The following is a 19873-nucleotide window of genomic DNA, read 5'->3' as shown; positions in this document are numbered from 1 at the left end:
GTCGTCCAGATCCTGTTCGTCGCAGCGCTCGCCTGGATCGCCTACGAGATCGTCGCCAATGCCCGCGCCAATCTGCAGTCGCAGCGGATCACCGCGGGCTTTGGCTTCATGGCGAACACGGCCGGTTTTGACGTCAACCAGAACCTGATCCCGTATTCCGGATCCGACTCCTATACCCGCGTCTTTCTCGTCGGTTTGCTCAACACGCTGGCGGTTTCGATCGTCGGCATCTTCTTCGCTACCGTGCTCGGATTTCTGGTGGCGCTGGCCCGGCTGTCGCCGAACTGGCTGCTGTCACGGATCGCCGGCGGCTATGTCGAGCTGATCCGCAACCTGCCGCTCCTGTTCCAGATCCTGTTCTGGTACCTCGCGGTGCTGGCCGCGCTGCCCAATCCGCGACAGAGCGTCTCGCTGTTCGGCAGCTTCTTTCTCAGCAACCGCGGTTTCGTGGTTCCAAAACCGATCGGCAATCCCGGCTTCGAGCCTTTCGTCGCCGCCATCGTGCTAGCGGTGATCGCTTCGCTGCTGCTGCAGCGCTACGCCCGCAAGCAACTGTTCGACCATGGCCGGTTGATCCGGATCTGGCCCACTGTGCTGGGGATGTTGATCGGCCTGCCGCTGCTGAGTTCGCTGCTGTTCGGTGCTCCCGTCACGTTCGAAATTCCCGAGCTCAAGGGCTTCAATTTCGCCGGCGGCTCGCGCGTCATTCCGGAATTCGTGGCGCTGGCTGTGGCGCTGGCGACCTATACGGCGGCCTTCATCGCCGAGATCGTGCGCGCCGGCATCCAGTCGGTGCACAAGGGACAGATGGAGGCGGGCTCATCGCTCGGGCTGCAGCGCGGTTCGACGTTGCGGCTGATCGTGGTGCCGCAGGCCATGCGCGTCATCCTGCCGCCGCTGACCAACCAGTATCTCAACCTCACCAAGAACTCGTCGCTGGCGGTGGCGATCGGGTATCCCGACCTGGTCTCGGTATTCGCGGGCACGGCGCTGAGCCAGACCGGGCAGGCGATTGAGATCATCGCGCTTACCATGGGCGTCTATCTCATGATTTCGCTGCTCACCAGCGCGATCATGAGCTTTTACGGGTGGCGGCTTGGACGGAGCCTTGGGCCATGAGGAGCGTTGGGCCATGAGCGAGATGGAGAGCGAACTCTCGACCCGGGCCTTTGTCCGCCAGCAACTCGTTGCCGAGCGCGCGGCGCCAATCAAGACCACCGGCTTTGTCGGCTTCCTGCGCACCCGGCTGTTCAATTCGCCGACCAACATCCTGCTCACCGTCGGCGGCATTCTGTTGCTGTGGTTCACCATCGTTCCCTCGGTGAAGTTCCTGCTGTTCGATGCGGTCTGGAGCGGAAAGGACCGCACCGCGTGCCTTGCCGAGACGGTCGGCCGGCCGGTCGGCGCGTGTTGGCCCTTCATCCAGGCGAAGTTCAGCCAGTTCATCTATGGCTTCTATCCGGAAGCGGAGCGGTGGCGGGTCGACCTGACATTCGTCCTCGCCGCGGTGCTGCTCTTGCCGCTTCTGATTCCGCGACTGCCGGCCAAGGGCCTCAACGCCGGCCTGTTCTTCATTGCGCTTCCCTTCGTCGCATTCTTCCTGCTGTATGGCGGCGGATTGAAAGGCTTCGGCATCAGCTGGACGGCGGGGCTGCTGTCCGGATTCAACGACAGTATCGGCGATGGCGGCGGTAACCTCGCGACCTTCAGCCAGACCATCCCGGTGATCGGACCGCTGCTCTGGTTGCTCGGCAAGCTCCTCGTCCTGCTCAGCACCGCCGTTTCCTATGTGCTCTGGCCGCTGACCTGGCTGCGCGATCAGATCAAGGCGTCCGGCAGCCCGATGTGGGTCGACTTCGCCGCCACCGCGGCCATCGTCTCGCTGCTGCTGTTCTATCTGAGCGGCGGAGTACGCACCGGCTGGCGCGCGCTGATCGTCAGTCTCGCCATCTTCGCCGGCATCGGCATCGTGATATCGGTGATGGGGCTCGACCGCGGCGGATTGCCCGTCGTCGACACCAGGCTTTGGGGCGGCCTGCTGGTGACGCTGGTGGTGTCGGTCGTCGGCATCGTCGCCTCGATGCCGGTCGGCGTCGCCCTGGCATTGGGACGGCGCTCGACGATTCCGCTGATCCGGATCTTCTCGATCGCCTTCATCGAGTTCTGGCGCGGGGTGCCGCTGATCACGGTACTGTTCTTCGCGACCTACATGCTGCCGCTGTTCGTGCCCGCAGGTTTCACCATCGATGGACTGATGCGCGCACTGATCGGCATCGCGCTGTTTGCCGGGGCCTATCAGGCCGAGGTGATCCGGGGTGGCCTGCAGGCGATCCCGCGCGGGCAGGGCGAGGCGGCCAGCGCGCTCGGCCTGTCCTGGGCGAAGACCACGGGGCTGATCGTGATGCCGCAGGCGCTGCGTCACGTCATTCCCGGCCTCGTCAACAGCTTCATCGCGTTGTTCAAGGACACCTCGCTGGTGTCGATCGTCGCCTTGTTCGATTTGCTGGGACAGTTGCGGGCGGCCTTCAGCGACCCGGTATGGGCGACGCCGACCACATTGTTCACCGGCTTCGCCTTTACCGGCATCGTCTACTTTACCTTCTGTTTTGGCATGTCGCGTTATTCGCTGTTCGTCGAGCGCCGGCTGAACGCACACCAGCGTAACTGAGTGGGATGACCATGACCGCGAACCCGATTGTCACCATCGACGGCCTCAACAAGTGGTTCGGGGATTTTCACGTGCTGCGCGATATCCACCTCGATGTCGCCAAGGGCGAGCGCATCGTGATCTGCGGTCCGTCGGGCTCCGGCAAATCGACGCTGATCCGCTGCATCAATGCGCTGGAGGAATTCCAGGAAGGCCAGATCGTCGTCGACGGCATCGAACTCGGGCCGAACCTGCGGCGGGTCGACGAAGTCCGGCGTGAAGTCGGCATGGTGTTCCAGAGTTTCAATCTGTTTCCGCATCTGACCGTGCTGGAGAACTGCACGCTGGCGCCGATCTGGGTGCGCAATATCCCGAAGAAGGACGCCGAGGCCACCGCGATGAAATATCTGGAGCGGGTGAAGATCCCGCATCAGGCCAATAAATTCCCCGGCCAGATGTCGGGTGGCCAGCAGCAGCGCGTCGCGATCGCGCGCGCCCTGACCATGAACCCGAAGGTCATGCTGTTCGACGAACCGACCTCGGCGCTGGATCCCGAAATGGTCAAGGAAGTGCTCGACACCATGGTCGATCTCGCCGAGGAAGGCATGACCATGCTGGTGGTGACCCACGAAATGGGATTTGCCAAGGAAGTGGCCAACCGGGTTGTCTTCATGGACGCGGGGCAGGTCATCGAGTCCAACACGCCGGCGAACTTCTTCGCCAACCCGCAGCACGCGCGGACGCAGTTGTTCCTGAGTCAGATTTTGCGCTGACGGAGCTGTAGCCCGGGCAACACGCCCCGCTCCCTCATGGTGAGGAGCGTGTCCGGGTAGCGCGGCTGCGCTGCCCGGCGCGCGTCTCGAACCATCTGGCATCTTGCTTGCGGCCATCCTTCGAGACGCAGCGCGAAGCGCGCGCGGCTCCTCCAGCGACAACGGCAAAGCCGTTGCGCGGGGATGAGGTCGGAATTCGTGGCTCTTTGCTCACACCTTCTCGAACGGGACCTCGATCCGGCTGCGCTTCTCCAGCCAGGCCGGCACCGGCAGGTTCTTTCCGCGCATGAATTCCGGATTGAACAGTTTCGACTGGTAACGGCCGCCGGAGTCGCACAGCAACGTGACGATGGTCTTGCCGGGCCCGAGCTGCCGGGCGAGCCGGATCGCGCCGGCGACGTTGACGCCGGCGGAGCCACCGAGGCACAGCCCCTCGTGCTCGAGCAGGTCGTAGATCACCGGAACCCATTCCTCATCGGGGATCAGGAAGGCGGTATCCACCTTGGCGGTTTCGATGATGGGTGTGACGCGGCCAAGCCCGATGCCTTCGGAGATCGATCCGCCCGGCGTCGATTTGGCGACGCCGTTCTTGAACAACTCATACATCGCCGCTCCGTGCGGGTCAGCGCAGGCGATGGTGATGTTCTTGTTCATTTCCTTCAAATACCGGCTGGTGCCGGCAAGCGTGCCGCCGGTCCCGACCGAACAGATAAAGCCGTCGATCTTGCCGCCGGTATCGCGCCAGATTTCCGGGCCGGTTGATTCGTAATGCGCCTTGGCGTTGTCGAGGTTGTTCCATTGATCGGCGAACAACACGCCGTTCGGCTCGGTCTTGCGAAGCTGTGCGGCCAGTCGTTTTCCGACATGCTGGTAATTGTTCGGATTGGAAAACGGCAGCGCCGGCACTTCGATCAGTTCGGCGCCGCACAGCCGCAGCATGTCCTTTTTTTCCTGGCTCTGGGTTTCCGGAATCAGGATCAGGGTGCGATAACCGCGCGCGCTCGCCACCACGGCCAGGCCGATGCCGGTGTTGCCCGCGGTCGCTTCCACCACGAGGCCGCCGGGACTGAGCTCGCCGCGCTTTTCAGCCTCCAGGATCATCCATTTGCCGGCGCGGTCCTTGACCGACTGGCCGGGATTCATAAACTCGGCCTTGCCGAGAATGGTGCAGCCGGTCGCCTCCGAGGCGTGCTTCAGCTTGATGAGCGGCGTGTTGCCGATCGCCTGAACGACGTCGTTATGGATGGTCATGTTGTGAAAATTGCCAGTTGTTTCCTCACCGGCGGCGACCCTAAAGGACCGCCGCAGGGGGCACAAGCCGACGCCGCGCCGCCGGAATCGCGGGGCTGCTATCTCGATTTGGCGAACACCACCTGGCGGACGTCGATATTTCCGGACAGGAATCCGGCCTCGCAATAAGCGAGGTAATATTCCCACAGCCGGCGGAAGCGATCGTCGAAGCCCGACGGCATCAGGTTGGGCCATGCCGCGCGGAAATTGTTTCGCCAGATCACCAGCGTCCTGGCATAATCTTGCCCGAAAATGCGTTCGCGAATGACGGGAACGCCGAACCGCTCGCCGAGCGATTTCAGCACCTGCGGCGAGGGCAGCATCCCGCCGGGAAAAACGTAGCGCTGGATGAAATCGACTTCGCGGCGATAGGTCTGGAACAGGCTGTCCTGGATGGTGATGGCCTGGATGCCGGCGAGGCCGCCCGGCAGCAGGCGGTCGCGCAATTGTGAGAAATATTTCGGCCAGAACTGCTCGCCGACCGCCTCGATCATCTCGATCGACGCGATCCGGTCGTATTGTTCGCGCTCGTCGCGATAGTCCTGCAGCCGGATCTCGATCTGTTCATTGAGGCCGGATTTCTGAATCCGCGCCAGCGCGAAATCGCGCTGCTCCCGGCTGATGGTGAGCCCGACCACCTTGGCGCCATAGGTCTTGGCGGCATATTCGGCAAAGCCGCCCCAGCCGCAGCCGATCTCCAGCAACCGCTGGCCGGGCCGCAGGTCGATCGCCTCGGCCAGCCTGCGGTATTTGTTGTCCTGCGCCGCCGCCAGATCGGTCGTGTGTTCCTCGAACAGTGCCGAGGAGTAGGTCATGCCGGGATCGAGCCATGCCGAATAGAACGCATTGCCGATGTCGTAATGCGCATAGATGTTCTTGCGCGCCTGTCGTTTGGTATTTCGATTGAACCAGTGGCGGGCCATCTGCAGATAGCGCATCATCGGATTGTCATCGAGCATCTGCTGCATGAGATCGTGATTGACGCACCACAAATAAAGAAACTGCGTCAGGTCAGGTGTGTCCCACTCACCCTGCAGATAGGCCTCGGCAATGCCGATGTCGCCGCCCTTCAGCAGCCGCGACGCAAAGCCGTAGCTGTACAGCTTCATCGCCGCCGCCGGTCCGGGCTCCAGCCCGCCCAGCCTGACCGCGCGGCCGTCGGGAAGCGTCACGTCCAGCGTCCCACGCCGCAGTTTCGAGCCGAAGCCCAGCGCCAGCCGAACCACCTTGGGCAGGTCGGGAAATACCGCGTCCACGGTATCGGGAGTTACTCGAATCAACGCCGACATAGAAAGCCCCATCGACCGATGCGGCCCTGTGTCCAGTCAAATGCCAGCCTCACTGAACCAGAGCGCCTTCCCGCCGTTCGGACTTGCGCCCGACAACCGGCAACGTCGAATGAGTATAGTCGTTCTGATCAGGCGTAGCCAAGGCGGCATCGAGGTTCCCGTTGCTTGCTGCATCATTCGGTCGCGGCACCAGCCGCGCACCCTTGAGCCAGAGCCGCAAGGCTTCCCAGTGGATCGCCGCGACGATCTTCAGGGTGACGAGCGGCAGCGCGAAGAAGGCCCGCAGCAGCGCCGCCGTGGTCAGGGTCCGGCGTCGGCCGTTGAAGGTCGCCGACAGCAGCGGGCCGTCGCGGTCGGTCTCCAGAATCCGCAATTTGACGTTGTCGCCCGGCGGCGAGACCCGAAAATGGTAGCGCATCGCCATCTCGACGAAGGGGGAGACGTAGAGCAGCTTGTCCTGTTGCTGCCGGACGCCGGCTTCGCTGTGTTCGCCCGGCTTCACCGGCAGCACGTAGGCGTGGATGTCGCCAAACGTGTTGCGGACCTCGTAGATGATCAAGGCCAGTTCGCCACGGGCCGAATGGCAGAAATAGACCGACAGCGGATTGAAGGTGAAGCCGAGCAGCCGTGGATAGCACAGCAGCAGCACGCGCCCGCCGGTCAGGTCGACGCCGTGCTCCGCCGCGCAGACCTGCGCATAGCCGCGCAACGACGACCCGTCGCGCCTGCCGTGATCCGCTTCACGGAAGCCGTAGAGCGCGGCCCGGTTGACGCCGAACAACGGCGATTGCCGGTCCGCGGCGTCGAGCCGGTCGAGATCGATCAGCAGGCTCATGACGCGATAGCTGAAGCGATGGCCGACCGGTTTCAGCCGCGCATGCATCACCTCACCGAAATAGAGCGCGGCGGCGGCTTCGTCGGGTGCTGCTGCTGTTTCGGCTTGCTTCGTCATATCACTCCGCGGCCTCTGCCAGTTCGAGCGGCGGTTCGCGCCACGGCGCCACCGCGCCGAGTGCTTCCGCGACCGCGAGGCCGGAGCGCAGTCCGTCCTCGTGGAAACCGTAGCCGGTCCAGGCGCCGCAGAACCAGGTGCGTCGGCGGCCCTGGATGTCGCCAAGGCGTTTCTGCGCGGCAAAGGCGGCGGCATTATATTGCGGATGCTCGCACATATATTTGCCGAAGGTAAGTTCCGGCGCCGGCGCGAAGGGCGGGTTGAGGCTGACGAACAGCGGCTTGCCGTCGTCGATGTCCTGCAGCCGGTTCATCCAGTAGGTGACGGCGACGTCGTTATCGGCGGTGCCCTGGCGCTGCCAGCGCAGGAAATTCCACGACGCCCAGGCCCGCTTGCGCTTCGGCATCAGCCTGGGATCGCGGTGCAGGTAGACCGTGTTCGGCGAATAGCCGATCGCGCCGAGAACGGCGCGTTCGGAATCGTCGGCGTCGGACAGCATCGCCAGCGCCTGGTCGCTGTGGGCGGCAATGACGAGGTGATCGTAGCTGTCGCTGCGGCCATGACTGTCATGGACGACGACGCCATGCGGCGTCCGCTCGATCGATGTCACCGCGCATCCGAGCCGCAACCGGTCACGGAATGCCGAGGTCAGCTTCTCCACATAGGTCCGGCTGCCGCCCTTGACCGTGCGCCAGACCGGGCGATCGTACTGCAGCAGGCGGTGGTTGCTGAAGAACGCGACGAAATTCTCGGCAGGGAATTCCTGTATCTCGCTTGCCGGCGCGGACCAGATCGCCGCGCCCATCGGCGCGAGGTAGTCGGTCAACAGCCGCGGCGCGAAGTGGTTGCGGCGAAAATATTCACCCAGCGTCACTCCGGCCAGTTTGCCGGCCTTGTAATCTGCGGTGCTCCTGTCGTTGAAGGTGAGAATATCGCGCAGCATCCACAGATAGGACGGCGACAGCAGGTTTGACGGTTGCGCAAACAGCCCTCTGGCGGTCTCAGCCCAGCTATCGCCGCCGCCCTTCCATTCGAAGCGGCCGGCGTCCGCCGTGACCGCAAAGCTCATGCAGCTCTCCACGGTCTCGACACCGAGATGGGCGAACAGCTCGGTCAGATCGGGATAGTTCAGTTCGTTGTAGACGATGAAGCCGATATCGACCGCCAGCGGCGTGCCGTCATAGTCGATGGTGACGGTGTGGCTGTGTCCGCCTGGCCTCGTTTCGCGATCGTACACCGTGACCGGATAGCGTTTCGACAGGGTCCAGGCTGCGGCATTGCCCGCAATTCCCGTACCGATCACCGCGACTCGCATTCATGCCCCCGTTAATTACCGTCCTAGATACGGGGCAGGGCGGTCGAAGTTTCAGCATGCAGCGGCAGCGGCTCGCGAGGCTTCCGCGAATCGCGTGATGCGAGCAGGCACATGAAATCTTTGTAAGATTGCTGCGGCAAGCCGAATCCGCTCGATCGTATAAAACCCCTATGGAATAAGGACAAGTCGACAATTTGGTCGCGGCGCGGCGGCTTTTCACCGGCAACAACGCCGGGATGGCGCGCGGATCAGGACTGTCCGCCACGGCACCGCCCGGCTAGGATGCCAATCGGGTTCCCAGAGGTAGTATCTCAGCCGTGACCGTGTCGCAGGCCGTCGCCACAAGCATCATCAGCGTATCGGCCGGGTGTCCCTCGCGTCGCCGGCTGCCGGGTGCTGCGGCCGGCGGGGGCCGGACGTGAAACAGCGCGCTGACGGGGCGGTAGCCGGCCGGCTTGCGGGTATTGCCGGCGGAAATCGTGTCGCACGATGGCTGGCCGCGCTGTGCATGGTCGTCAGTTGCGCCGGCTGTATTCTGACCAGAGACCTGCCCGACCCTGCGCTGGACATCCCGGAAGGCTACAAGGCCGCGCGATTGACCCGCGCCGACGCTCCGCCGACGCTGGATTGGTGGCGCGGCTTCCGTTCGCCGGAATTGACCACGCTGATGGAGGAGGCCCAGACCGTCAATCTGGACGTCGCGGCGGCCACCGCGCGCTTCATCCAGGCCGACGCGCAAGCGCGCGTGGCGGGAGCGGCGCTGCTGCCGAGCCTCAGCGGCACGGGTCAGCAGACGTATTCCCGCACTTCCGGGTCCAGCTCCAGCGGCTTGACCATTGGCGGCCGCGAAGTGGTCAACTACCAGTCTTCGCTCAGCGCCAGCTACGAACTCGATTTCTGGGGCAAGAACCGCGACGCCGCCCAGGCGGCGGAGGAGACCGCCATCGCCACCCGCTTCGATCGCGATGTGGTGGCTCTCACCGCGCTGGTCAGCGTCGCCAATGCCTATTTCCAGGTGCTGGCGTCGCAGGATCGGATTCGCACCGCCGAGCGCAACATCGCCAGCGCGCAGCGCATCCTCGACGCCATCAAGCAGCGGCTGAGCGCCGGCACCGGAACCGACCTCGACGTGGCGCAGCAGGAGGCGGTGCTCGCCAATCAGCGCGCCGCGGTGCCGACGCTGCGCCAGACCCTGGCGCAGAACGTCAATGCGCTGGCCACGCTGGTGGCGCGGCCGCCGGAGAGCGTGCGCGTCGTCGGCGGCACCCTCAACCGGATCGCGGCGCCACGCGTGACGCCCGGCCTGCCGTCGGAGTTGCTGACGCAGCGTCCGGATATCCGGCGCCAGGAAGCGCAACTCGCCGCCGCTACCGCCAATGTCGGCAGCGCCCGCGCGCAGTTCTTTCCCAGCATTCAGTTGACCGGGGCGGGCGGCTACCAGAGTTCGTCGCTGGTGTCGTTGTTCCAGCCGCAGGCGGCGTTCTTCAACGTCGTCGGCAGCCTGACGCAGCCGATCTTCGACGGCGGACGAATCCTGGGCAATTTCGAATTGACCAAGGCACGGCAGGACGAACTGCTGCAGACCTACCGCAAGACGGTGGTGCAGTCGTTTGCCGATGTCGACAATGCGCTGGTGGCGATCCGCGAAACCACCAACCGGCTGCGGCTGCAGCGCGAGGTGGTGGCGGCCTCGCGGCGGGCCTTTCAGCTGGCCGAGCAGCAGCTGCGCGCCGGCACGGCGGACATCGTAACTGTGCTAAATACGCAATTGACGCTATTCCAGGCGGAAGATTCGCTGTCGCAGGCCCAGTTGGCCCGGCTGCTGGCGATCGTCAGCCTGTATCAGGCGCTGGGGGGCGGCTGGGAGCCCAGGATGGAAAGACCGGTCGATGCTCTTTAAGCCGGATCTGGACACTGCGAAAACCGCAGGCAAGAGCGTCGCGCGCAGCGTGGCCCGCCGCATCGTTTCGATCACGCTCACGCTCGCAATCCTAGGCGGCCTCGGCTACGTCGGCTGGACAGCGCTGCAGCAGAAACAGACCGCCAGCCGCGGCGCCGGCATGCCGCGCGATCTGCCGGTGCCGGTGCTGGCGGCGACCCCGCGCGTCCAGGATGTGCCGGTTTATCTCGACGGCGTCGGCTCGGTCCGCGCGCTCAACAACGTGGTGGTGCGCGCCCAGGTCGACGGCAAGCTGATCTCGGTCAATTTCACCGAGGGGCAGGACGTCAGGAAGGGCGACGTGCTCGGCGAGATCGATCCGGTCATCTACAAGGCGCAGTACGATCAGGCCGTCGCCAAGAAGGCGCAGGACGAAGCGCAGCTTGCGAATATGCGCCTCGATCTCGCGCGCTACCAGCAGCTCGCGGCCTCCAATGCCGGCTCCAAACAGCAGGCCGATACCCAGCGCGCCGTGGTGGCGCAGCAGGAGGCACTTGTTAACGCCGACCAGGCCGCGATCGACAATATGCAGGCGATGCTCGGCTACACCAAGATCATCGCGCCATTGTCGGGCCGCGCCGGGCTGCGGCAGGTCGACCAGGGCAACATCATCCGCGCTTCCGACGCGACCGGTCTCGTCATCATCACCCAGCTACAACCGATCGCCGTGCAGTTCAGCTTGCCGCAGCAGCAGATCGTGCGGGTCAACGCCGCCTCCGCCAGGGGCGCGCTGACCGTCGACGTGTTCGGCAATGACGGCGTCACGGTGGTCGACACAGGAACGCTGAAAGGCATCGACAACCAGGTCGACCCGACCACCGGGACGCTCAAGCTCAAGGCCGAATTTCCCAACGCCAACTTTCAGCTGTGGCCGGGCCAGTTCGTCAATATCCGGCTGAAGGTCGAAACCCTGGCCAAGGCCATCGTGGTGCCGACCTCCGCGGTGCAGCGCGGGCCGGTGGGCACGTTCAGCTATGTCATCGGCGCTGACGGCATCGCTACGGCAAAGCCTGTCGTGGTGACGCAACAGAACGAAACCGATGCCGTGATAGCAAGCGGTCTGTCTCCGTCCGACCGCGTGGTGACCACTGGTTTTGCCAATTTGTCCGATGGCGCCAAGGTCTTCATCGGCAGGGACGATCAGACGCCATCCGCCGATCTCGCCCCGCGCAAACGAACGCGGGCGCCGGACGCCGCAAGCAAGGACGGCGAGCGCCGCGGCAAGAAGGGCGAGGGAGATCAGAAGGGGCAGACCGGACCGGCACCGGCCGAGGGGAGTGCCAAGTCAGGCAGCGGAGCGAAGTCGCCGCCATGACCGAACCATCGACCGATTGCAGAATTCTTGGCACGTGACTTCGCCAGCGTGAGCGCGCAACCATGAGCGTCTCGGAACCCTTTATTCGAAGGCCAATCGCGACCTCGCTGCTCGGCGTGGCGCTGCTGATCGGCGGCGCGCTCGGCTACTGGGCGCTGCCGGTATCGGCGCTGCCGCAGGTCGACTTCCCGACGGTGCAGGTGTCGACGCAATTGCCGGGCGCCAGCCCCGACGTGATCGCCTCGCTGATCACGGCGCCGTTGGAGCGCCAGCTCGGGCAGATCCCGTCGCTGTCGTCGATGCAGTCGACCAGCTCGTTCGGCGTCAGCCAGATTTCGCTGCAGTTCGATCTCAACCGCGACATCGACGGCGCGACCCAGGACGTGCAGGCCGCGATCAACGCCGCGGCTGGAATCCTGCCGAAAACTCTGCCCTATCCGCCTGTTTACGCCAAGGTGAATCCGGCCGACGCCGCGGTCATGACACTGGCGCTGACGTCGGAGACGATTTCGCTGCGCGCCATGAGCGATCTCGCCGACACGATTTTGGCGCAACGCCTGAGCCAGCTTTCGGGAGTAGGGCGCGTCGCGGTGCTCGGTGGCCTCAAGCCCGCGGTGCGGGTGCAGGCCGATCTGGCGCGGCTCGCCGCCTACGGCATTTCGATGGAGGATCTTCGCGCCGCGATCGCCGGCGCCAACGTCTCCGGACCGAAGGGGTCGCTCGATGGCGCGCAGCAGGCCTACACCATCGCGGCCAACGACCAGATCGCGGCGGCCGAGGCCTACAAGCCGATCATCATCGCCTATCGCAACGGCGCGCCGGTCACCATCGGCGACGTCGCCATCATCGTCGACGGGCTGGAGAACGACCGCACCGGCGGCTGGTACCAGGGCACGCCGGCCGTCATCATCGACATCCAGCGCCAGCCCGGCGCCAATGTGATCGAGGTGGTGCGCCAGATCCGGGAGGAAATCCCGAAGCTGCAACGCGCGATCCCCGCCGGCGTCAACCTGACCGTGGTCAGCGACCGCACCGTCACCATCCGCGCCTCGGTGCGTGACGTGCAATTCACGCTCGTGCTGAGCGTGGTGCTGGTGACGCTGGTGGTGCTGTTGTTCCTGCGTTCGCTGCGCGCCACCTTGATCGCCGGCGTGGCGCTGCCGCTGTCGCTGATCACCTCGTTCGGCATCATGTATTTTTGCGGCTTCAGCCTCGACAATCTGTCGCTGATGGCGCTGACGATCGGCACCGGATTCGTGGTCGACGACGCCATCGTGATGATCGAGAACATCGTCCGGCACATGGAGGATGGCGATTCCGCGATGGAGGCGTCGCTCAAGGGCGCCCGGGAAATCGGCTTCACGGTGATTTCGCTGACGATGTCGCTGATCGCGGTGTTCATCCCGATGCTGTTCATGTCGGGATTGATCGGGCGCATGTTCCGCGAATTCGCACTGACGCTGACGATCGCGGTGGTGACGTCGGCGGTCGTCTCGCTGACACTGACGCCGATGATGTGCTCGCGGTTGTTGAAGCACGTTCGCGAGGAAATCGAGGTTCCCGGCCTCGCCGCGGTCTCCCGCGGCATCGACCGCACGGTCGAATTCTATCACCGCACGTTGCTCTGGGTGCTGCAGCGGCAGCGCGCCACCTTGCTGGTCACCTTCGCCACCATCGCCGCGACCCTGATCCTCTACGTCATCGCGCCGAAGGGGTTCCTGCCGCTGCAGGACACCGGATCGATCACAGCGGTGACCCAGGCCGGTCCTGACGTGTCGTTCACGGAAATGCAGGCGCGGCAGAGCAGGGCGGCGGCGGCGATCCAGGCCGATCCCGACGTCGCCGGTGTCGTCTCGGTGATCGGCGCGGGGGTGGTCAACCCCACCACCAATGTCGGCCGCCTGGTGATGACGCTGAAACCGCGCGGCGAGCGGCGCGACGATGTCTCCACGGTGATCCTGCGTCTCAAGGAACGGACGGCGTCGATCCCGGGCATGACGATCTATTTTCAGCCGGTGCAGGATGTGCAGATCTCGACCCAGTCGAGCCGCTCGCAATACCAGTACACGCTGACCGGCACCGACGCCGCGCTGGTAAGCCTGTGGGCCAACAATCTGGTGGCCGAACTGCGCCGGGATCCCCTGTTCCGCGACGTCTCGTCGGAGGCCCAGGACGGCGGCCTGCGCGCCTCGCTCGACATCAACAGGCAGCGGGCCGGCCAGCTCGGCGTCAGCATCCAGGCCGTCAACGACACCCTGAACGACGCCTTCGCGCAACGCCAGATTTCCACCATCTACGGGCAGGCCAACCAGTACCGGGTGGTGCTGGAAGCGATGCCGGTCTACCAGCGCGATCCCTCGATCCTGTCAAAACTCTATCTGCCGGGGGTGGCCGGCGCGCAGGTGCCGCTGTCGGCGGTGGCGACCCTGACCCGCACCACCGCGCCGCTGGCGATCTCGCATCACGCGCAGTTTCCCGCGGTCTCGCTCAGCTTCAACCTGGCGCCAGGCGAGGCGCTCGGCGACGCCGTCAACGCGGTCAAATCGATCGAGCAGCGCATCGGCATGCCCTCCAGCATCGTCGGCGTCTACTCGGGCGACGCCGCCGAGTTTTCGAAGTCGCTGGCCGGCCAACCCTGGCTGATCCTTGCAGCGCTGGTCACCATCTACATCGTGCTCGGCGTGCTCTATGAAAGCTACATTCACCCGATCACCATTCTCTCGACGCTGCCGTCGGCGGGTGTCGGCGCCATTGTCGCGTTGATGCTGTTCGGCCAGGACCTGTCGGTAATCGGCCTGATCGGCATCATTCTGTTGATGGGCATCGTCAAGAAGAACGCCATCATGATGATCGACTTCGCGCTGGATGCGGAGCGGCATCAGGGCATGTCGCCGACCGATGCGATCGTGCAGGCCTGCCTGCTCCGGTTCCGCCCGATCACGATGACGACGCTGGCGGCGCTGTTCGGCGCGCTGCCGCTGGCGGTGGAAAGCGGCACCGGCGCCGAGCTGCGCTTTCCCTTGGGCATTTCCATCATCGGCGGGCTGCTGCTGAGCCAGCTGCTGACGCTATACACGACGCCGGTGATCTACCTCGCGCTTGACCGGCTCAATCGCCGGTTCGAGAAGGCGCTGCCGCCGCCGGCGCCGGATTTGCCATCGCCGCCGGTCGCGGGGGCCACCGAGGGGATGCAGTAATGGCATCGATCTCGGAGCCGTTCATTCGCCGGCCGGTCGGCACCACCTTGCTGGCGATCGGATTGTTTCTGGTCGGCATGGTGGCCTACGTGTTCCTGCCGGTGGCCGCAGTTCCCAATGTCGATTTCCCGATGATCCGGGTATCGGCGTCGCGTCCCGGCGCCGATCCCTCGGTGATGGCGGCGACCGTGGCGGCGCCGCTGGAACGGCGGCTCGGTGTGATCGCCGGCATCACCCAGATCACCTCGACCAGTTCGCTCGGTACCACCAGCATCCAGCTGCAATTCGCCATCGGCCGCGACATCGATCGCGCCGCGCGCGATGTGCAGGCCGCCATCAACGCCTCGCTGGCGGACTTGCCGACCGATCTGCCGTCCCTGCCGCGGTTCCGCAAGGCCAATCCCGCGGCGGCGCCGGTGTTCGTGCTGGCGCTGACGTCGAAGACGATTGCCTCCAGCGCGATGTACGACGTGGCCGACACCGTGGTGGCGCAGCGCATTTCGCAGGTGCCCGGGGTCGGCGAGGTGACCGTAAGCGGCGCCGACCAGCCCGCGGTTCGCATCGGGCTCAATCCGGTCGCGCTGTCCAACGCCGGGATTTCGACCGACGCGGTCAGGCTCGCGATCATCGGCGCCAATCCGCTCGGCCCGGTCGGCATCTTCAATGGCGACCGCCAGAGCGAAACGCTGTCGACCAACCCGCAGATGCGGACCGCTGCCGAATTCGGCGACATCCTGATCAAGAGTTCGAACGGCAATTACGTCCGGCTGTCCGACGTCGCCGAGGTCGAGGATTCCGTGCGCAACAGCCGGTCGATCGCCTGGTTCAATAAGCAGCCGGCGGTGTTGATTCAGATCACCAAACAGGGCGACGCCAACGTCATCGACACCGTCGACCGGGTGAAGGCGCTGATCCCCGAATTGAAGCAGTGGATCCCTGCCGCGGTCGAAATCTCGACCCTGGTCGATCGCACCGGCACCATCCGCGCCAGCGTGCTGGACATGCAGTGGACGCTGTTGGCGACGGCCTTTCTGGTGATGGTGGTGGTGTTTGCCTTTCTGCGCCGGATCACGCCGACGATCGCGGCAGGGGTCGCGGTGCCGCTGGCACTGGCCGGCACCTGCGCCGGGATGTGGCTCGCCGGATTCTCCATCAACAATTTGACCTTGATGGCGCTGGCGATTTCGGTCGGCTTCGTGGTCGACGACGCCATCGTCATGATCGAGAACATGTACCGCAACCTCGAGCAGGGCATGAAGCCGTATCAAGCCGCACTGCAGGGCGCCAAGCAGATCGGCTTCACGGTGCTGTCGATCAGTCTGTCGCTGATCGCCGCGTTCACCCCGCTGATCTTCATGGACGGCATCGTCGGCCGGCTGCTGCGGGAATTTTCCCTGACCCTGACCTTCGCCATCGTGGTCTCCACCGTGGTGTCGCTGACGGTCACGCCGATGATTTGCGCGCATTACATCAAGGCGGCGACCTCCACCAACGCGACCTGGTTCGACCGCGCCGTCGAAGGCACGCTGTCGCGCATCGTCGGCGTCTATATGCGGACGCTGCGGACGGTGCTGGGCTTCCCGTTCCTGACCCTGATCGTGTTCTTCGCCACCATCGCCCTGACGGTGGTGCTCTATATCAAGACCCCGAAGGGATATTTTCCCGTCGACGATTCCGGTTTTGTGATCGGCGCCACCCGGGCCTCGGCCGATACCTCTTTCCAGGCGATGCTGAAGCTGCAGCGTCAGCTCGCCGATATCGTGATGGCCGATCCGGCGGTGGCGGGAATCGGTTCCACGCTGGGGGGAGGCGGTGGCCCCGGCGGCGGCGGCGCCAATCGCGGCACCATGTTCATCAGCCTCAAGCCGCCGGAGCAGCGGGCGGGCCAGTCGACCCAGATGGTGATCGACCGGCTGCGCAGGGAGCTCTATCGCGTCGCCGGCATCCGGCTGTTCATGTTCGCGGCGCAGGACATCCGCGCCGGCGGCCGGCAGAGCGATTCCGATTACCAGTACACCTTGACCAGCCCCGATCTCGCGCTGCTGCAGAAATGGGCGCCGATCGTCGGCAAGCGGATGGAAAGCGTGGAGGGCATCACTGACATTTCCAGCGACCGCGATCCCGGCGGGCTGCAACTGACGCTGGCGATCGACCGCAAGACCGCGTCGAGTCTCGGCGTTCGCGTCCAGGACATCGACAATGCGCTCAACAATGCGTTCTCGCAGCGCCAGATCTCGATCATCTATACCCAGCGCAACCAGTACATGGTGGTGCTGGAGATCGATCCGAAATTCCAGGCCGATCCATCCAATCTCGGACAGATCTTCGTCGCCAGCGCCAATGGCGCGCAGGTGCCGCTGTCCGCCGTGGTCAGCTACAGCCGCGGTCTGTCGCCGCTGGCGGTGTATCACTCGCAGTCGTTTCCCTCGACCACGGTGTCGTTCAACCTGCAGCCCGATGTGCCGCTCGAGGTCGCGACCACGAACATCCAGCGCGCGGTCGACGAATTGCATATGCCGGAGGGCATCCGGGGCAGCTTCGACGGCAATGCCGGCGACTTCAACAAGACCACCGGGCGGCAGCCGCTGCTGATCCTCGGCGCGCTGGTGGCGATGTATATCGTGCTGGGGGTGCTCTATGAGAGCCTCGCCCATCCCCTGACCATCATCTCGACACTGCCATCAGCCGGGCTGGGCGCGCTGCTGGCGCTGCAGGTCACCAATACACCGCTGACCGTGATCGCCTTTATCGGCATCATCCTGTTGATCGGCATCGTCAAGAAGAACGGCATCATGATGGTGGACTTTGCGCTGGACGCCGAACGGCACCGCGGATTGTCGTCGGCCGACGCCATTTTCGAGGCCTGCAGCGCCCGGTTCCGGCCCATTCTGATGACGACGCTGGCGGCGCTGTTCGCCGGGATTCCGCTGGTCATCGCCACCGGGCCCGGTACCGAGCTGCGCCGGCCGCTCGGCATCACCATCATCGGCGGGCTGCTCGTCTCGCAGGTCCTGACGCTCTACACGACGCCGGTGATCTATCTGCTGATCGACCGGCTGCGGCGGCGCTGGCGATCCGCGCCCAAGGCGGTTGCGGCGCCGGCGGAATAGAACCCAAACCGGCCTTTGCGTTGTTGAAGCAGGCGGCCGGCAAGCGTATAGCGGGCCCATGTCAAAACACCCCGAGCCTGAAATGCGCGCCGCCGCGGAGGCGGTGCCGGAATGTCCGCAGTGCCGCAAGCCGGTGCCGCTGTGCATCTGCGACAGCATCATGCCGATCGAAAGCAAGGTCTCGCTGCTGATCCTGCAGCATCCGCAGGAGCAGGACAGGCTGCTGGGCACCGCGCGGCTGACCGCGCTGCATTTTGCCGATGCGGTGCTCAAGATCGGGCTGTCGTGGCCGAGCCTGTCCAAGGCGCTGGGGCGCCGGGTGCTCGATCCCTCGCGCTGGGCCGTGCTCTATCTCGGTTCGGCCAAGGTCGCGGACCTCGAAACCGACCGCGATATCGTCGCCATCGACCACAAGGGCCGGGCCGAGGAGAACCAGCGCGGCCTCCTGAAGGACATCGAGGGAATCGTGCTGCTCGACGGCACCTGGAGCCAGGCCAAGGCGCTGTGGTGGCGCAATGCCTGGATGCTGAAATGCCAGCGCGTCATCCTCGGCCCGGCGCAGCCGTCGCGCTACGGCAAGTTGCGCAAGGAGCCGCGCGGCGACGGGCTGTCCACCATCGAGGCGGCAGCGATGCTGCTGTCCGGCCTGCAGAAACGGCCGGATATCGCGGAAACGCTGCATGCGAGTTTCGAGCGGATGCTGGCGAAGTACCGGGAGGTGCAGGACACCATGCCGGAGATCGCGCCCAAGCCGAAAAAGAAGGATTACCGCCGGCGCAAGCGGGCCTGACAGCGCGTTTTCGGGCGAAGCCGACGCGCCATCCGGGGATGGGAGCCTCTTGGTTGCCTATCCCGGGCAGGCCGTATATGAGTTCGCCCCCAATGGGGCCACGTGGCGGAGTGGTTACGCAACGGTCTGCAAAACCGTGTACACCAGTTCAATTCTGGTCGTGGCCTCCATTAACACAATCAACGCCTTGCGCTGATTGTCTCAGAGACCGGGGGAAGCCGGCAAGGTTCAGCAGGCAGCGTACCAGCCTTCCGGAAACGGCACCAGCGGCCAGGCCATCTGGTTGTCATTGGCGGCTTTCGGCGGCTCCTCGAAAAGCGGCAGCTCGGCCAGGAAATCCTCCTGCGGCGCGGGTTCAATCGCCATCCTGACGCTCTCCAGCAATCGGTTGTATTCAACTTCGCTCATGGCGCTTTCCCTCGTTTGAGAGCGCACCATCTCAAAAGTGTTTTCGTTCCGGATTGAACGGATCGCTCAAATTTTACCGATCAAGCGATCGCGGCCGTCCTGGTTACGGATGTCTTAAAGTCCGGGCACCCTAGGCAGTTCCGCCCGCGGCCCTTTGTGAGAAAAATCACATTTCACCGAAAAATTTTGCCGTATCTCCAGACCATCACGGCGTTCGTGAGCCGTCAATATCGGAGAAGGGCAATGACTGCACGGTTTGAACGGGCCTGGTCCAGAGCGAGCCGCGCCAATCTGGCTGCCTCAACGGGCTTCCTGCTGGCGCGTCCGGTGTCGCGGTCAGCCTCCGGTGCGCTGGCGATGCCGGAGGAACTCCGCGCAGGCCGCCTACCGCCTTGTGCCGGCCAAATCCGCAACGCCAGGTCATTGCCGAGTGATTGCGGCCCCGAATAATTGCGGCGGCAGAAGGCAAGCTTCATCGGGGCCTGCAGCGAGCGGAAAGATCAATTGACGATCGACGCCAGCAGCCAGATCGATGTCGCCCAAACGATCGCCCAAATTCCCGTGGTGATGCAAAGCACCGGCAGAAACTGGGTGAAAGTGGCGATCCGAGCCCGTCGATCACGTTGGGCGCCGGAGAACGAGACGGCGTTCAACGTCGAATAGACCGGCCAGCCGAAAATGGCTTTGGCAGCACTCACCTCGGAAAGGCTCATGATAGGTCCCTCTAGCCCGGCGAATCCCGATTCGTCCGCCAAACAATAGAGTGATTAGCCGCCGGGATGGTTAACGTGTGCTTAACAGTATTTCGGCGGCGGGATCGCCACTATCGCGTTTCGAGAAATCCGATA

General features: G+C 64.5%; 14 protein-coding genes and 1 tRNA gene. 9 read left to right on the top strand and 6 right to left on the bottom strand.

The genetic code is table 11. The features are described from left to right. The 3 genes from Q8N40_RS04965 to Q8N40_RS04955 all read left to right on the top strand — a co-directional run. On the top strand, positions 1-1119 hold a 1119-nt coding region (locus tag Q8N40_RS04965; protein WP_305711028.1), incomplete at its 5' end, for an amino acid ABC transporter permease. A 13-nt stretch (positions 1120-1132) separates the two neighbouring features. Continuing rightward, on the top strand, positions 1133-2668 hold the full coding sequence (locus Q8N40_RS04960) for an amino acid ABC transporter permease (protein ID WP_305711027.1): 1536 nt from the start codon (positions 1133-1135) through the stop codon (positions 2666-2668). Between the two features lie 11 nt (positions 2669-2679). Beyond that, a complete protein-coding gene (locus tag Q8N40_RS04955) occupies positions 2680-3420 on the top strand; it encodes an amino acid ABC transporter ATP-binding protein (RefSeq protein WP_305711026.1) in 741 nt (246 codons plus the stop codon). A gap of 210 nt (positions 3421-3630) precedes the next feature. Here the strand turns inward: Q8N40_RS04955 and Q8N40_RS04950 are convergent, their stop codons facing one another. The 4 genes from Q8N40_RS04950 to Q8N40_RS04935 all read right to left on the bottom strand — a co-directional run bounded on the left by Q8N40_RS04950 (position 3631) and on the right by Q8N40_RS04935 (position 8266). Further along, positions 3631-4671 (bottom strand): cysteine synthase A, encoded by a 1041-nt coding sequence (locus Q8N40_RS04950; protein ID WP_305711025.1) that lies wholly within the window; start codon positions 4669-4671, stop codon positions 3631-3633. A gap of 98 nt (positions 4672-4769) precedes the next feature. Further along, the gene (locus Q8N40_RS04945; RefSeq protein ID WP_305321768.1) at positions 4770-5999 is read right to left on the bottom strand and encodes a cyclopropane-fatty-acyl-phospholipid synthase family protein; all 1230 of its coding nucleotides are present in this window, start codon (positions 5997-5999) and stop codon (positions 4770-4772) included. Between the two features lie 49 nt (positions 6000-6048). After that, positions 6049-6951, bottom strand: a complete 903-nt coding sequence (locus Q8N40_RS04940) for a DUF1365 domain-containing protein (RefSeq protein WP_305711024.1) — start codon at positions 6949-6951, stop codon at positions 6049-6051. Position 6952: 1 nt separating this feature from the next. After that, positions 6953-8266: an NAD(P)/FAD-dependent oxidoreductase gene (locus Q8N40_RS04935; protein ID WP_305711023.1), complete on the bottom strand. Its 1314-nt coding sequence runs from the start codon at positions 8264-8266 to the stop codon at positions 6953-6955. 508 nt (positions 8267-8774) lie between these two features. On the opposite strand from Q8N40_RS04935, the gene Q8N40_RS04930 reads away from it, so the two are divergent. The 6 genes from Q8N40_RS04930 to Q8N40_RS04905 all read left to right on the top strand — a co-directional run bounded on the left by Q8N40_RS04930 (position 8775) and on the right by Q8N40_RS04905 (position 18787). Next, positions 8775-10166, top strand: a complete 1392-nt coding sequence (locus Q8N40_RS04930) for an efflux transporter outer membrane subunit (RefSeq protein WP_305711029.1) — start codon at positions 8775-8777, stop codon at positions 10164-10166. Then, positions 10156-11520, top strand: a complete 1365-nt coding sequence (locus tag Q8N40_RS04925; RefSeq protein ID WP_305711022.1) for an efflux RND transporter periplasmic adaptor subunit — start codon at positions 10156-10158, stop codon at positions 11518-11520. Before Q8N40_RS04930 ends, Q8N40_RS04925 begins: the two co-directional genes overlap by 11 nt. A gap of 62 nt (positions 11521-11582) precedes the next feature. Continuing rightward, positions 11583-14717, top strand: a complete 3135-nt coding sequence (locus Q8N40_RS04920) for an efflux RND transporter permease subunit (protein ID WP_305711021.1) — start codon at positions 11583-11585, stop codon at positions 14715-14717. Next, entirely contained in the window at positions 14717-17827 is a 3111-nt protein-coding gene (locus tag Q8N40_RS04915; protein ID WP_305711020.1) for an efflux RND transporter permease subunit, read from the top strand. The genes Q8N40_RS04920 and Q8N40_RS04915 overlap by 1 nt, the downstream gene beginning before the upstream one ends. Before the next feature lie 58 nt (positions 17828-17885). Then, positions 17886-18617: a tRNA-uridine aminocarboxypropyltransferase gene (locus Q8N40_RS04910; protein ID WP_305711019.1), complete on the top strand. Its 732-nt coding sequence runs from the start codon at positions 17886-17888 to the stop codon at positions 18615-18617. Between the two features lie 96 nt (positions 18618-18713). Beyond that, a tRNA-Cys gene (locus tag Q8N40_RS04905) sits at positions 18714-18787 on the top strand. A 58-nt stretch (positions 18788-18845) separates the two neighbouring features. On the opposite strand, the gene Q8N40_RS04900 is transcribed toward Q8N40_RS04905, so the two are convergent. Together Q8N40_RS04900 and Q8N40_RS04895 are read right to left on the bottom strand one after the other, a co-directional pair. After that, complete coding sequence (locus Q8N40_RS04900; protein ID WP_305711018.1) at positions 18846-19025, bottom strand: hypothetical protein; 180 nt, start codon at positions 19023-19025, stop codon at positions 18846-18848. 500 nt (positions 19026-19525) lie between these two features. Beyond that, positions 19526-19738, bottom strand: coding sequence for a hypothetical protein (locus Q8N40_RS04895; protein WP_305321760.1), 213 nt, complete (start codon positions 19736-19738; stop codon positions 19526-19528). Between the last annotated feature and the right edge of the window lie 135 nt (positions 19739-19873).

Source organism: Bradyrhizobium sp. (assembly GCF_030693485.1).
In the GTDB taxonomy this organism is placed as follows: Bacteria; Pseudomonadota; Alphaproteobacteria; order Rhizobiales; family Xanthobacteraceae; genus Bradyrhizobium.
This window is presented reverse-complemented; position numbering and strand designations above follow the sequence as displayed.

Excerpts from the sequence above, each read along its gene's own strand:
- Q8N40_RS04960 (WP_305711027.1), top strand. The coding sequence starts at position 1,133 with ATGAGCGAGATGGAGAGCGAACTCTCGACCCGGGCCTTTGTCCGCCAG.
- Q8N40_RS04955 (WP_305711026.1), top strand. The coding sequence starts at position 2,680 with ATGACCGCGAACCCGATTGTCACCATCGACGGCCTCAACAAGTGGTTC.
- Q8N40_RS04950 (WP_305711025.1), bottom strand. The coding sequence starts at position 4,671 with ATGACCATCCATAACGACGTCGTTCAGGCGATCGGCAACACGCCGCTC.
- Q8N40_RS04945 (WP_305321768.1), bottom strand. The coding sequence starts at position 5,999 with ATGTCGGCGTTGATTCGAGTAACTCCCGATACCGTGGACGCGGTATTT.
- Q8N40_RS04940 (WP_305711024.1), bottom strand. The coding sequence starts at position 6,951 with ATGACGAAGCAAGCCGAAACAGCAGCAGCACCCGACGAAGCCGCCGCC.
- Q8N40_RS04935 (WP_305711023.1), bottom strand. The coding sequence starts at position 8,266 with ATGCGAGTCGCGGTGATCGGTACGGGAATTGCGGGCAATGCCGCAGCC.
- Q8N40_RS04930 (WP_305711029.1), top strand. The coding sequence starts at position 8,775 with ATGGTCGTCAGTTGCGCCGGCTGTATTCTGACCAGAGACCTGCCCGAC.
- Q8N40_RS04925 (WP_305711022.1), top strand. The coding sequence starts at position 10,156 with ATGCTCTTTAAGCCGGATCTGGACACTGCGAAAACCGCAGGCAAGAGC.
- Q8N40_RS04920 (WP_305711021.1), top strand. The coding sequence starts at position 11,583 with ATGAGCGTCTCGGAACCCTTTATTCGAAGGCCAATCGCGACCTCGCTG.
- Q8N40_RS04915 (WP_305711020.1), top strand. The coding sequence starts at position 14,717 with ATGGCATCGATCTCGGAGCCGTTCATTCGCCGGCCGGTCGGCACCACC.
- Q8N40_RS04910 (WP_305711019.1), top strand. The coding sequence starts at position 17,886 with ATGTCAAAACACCCCGAGCCTGAAATGCGCGCCGCCGCGGAGGCGGTG.
- Q8N40_RS04900 (WP_305711018.1), bottom strand. The coding sequence starts at position 19,025 with ATGAGCGAAGTTGAATACAACCGATTGCTGGAGAGCGTCAGGATGGCG.
- Q8N40_RS04895 (WP_305321760.1), bottom strand. The coding sequence starts at position 19,738 with ATGAGCCTTTCCGAGGTGAGTGCTGCCAAAGCCATTTTCGGCTGGCCG.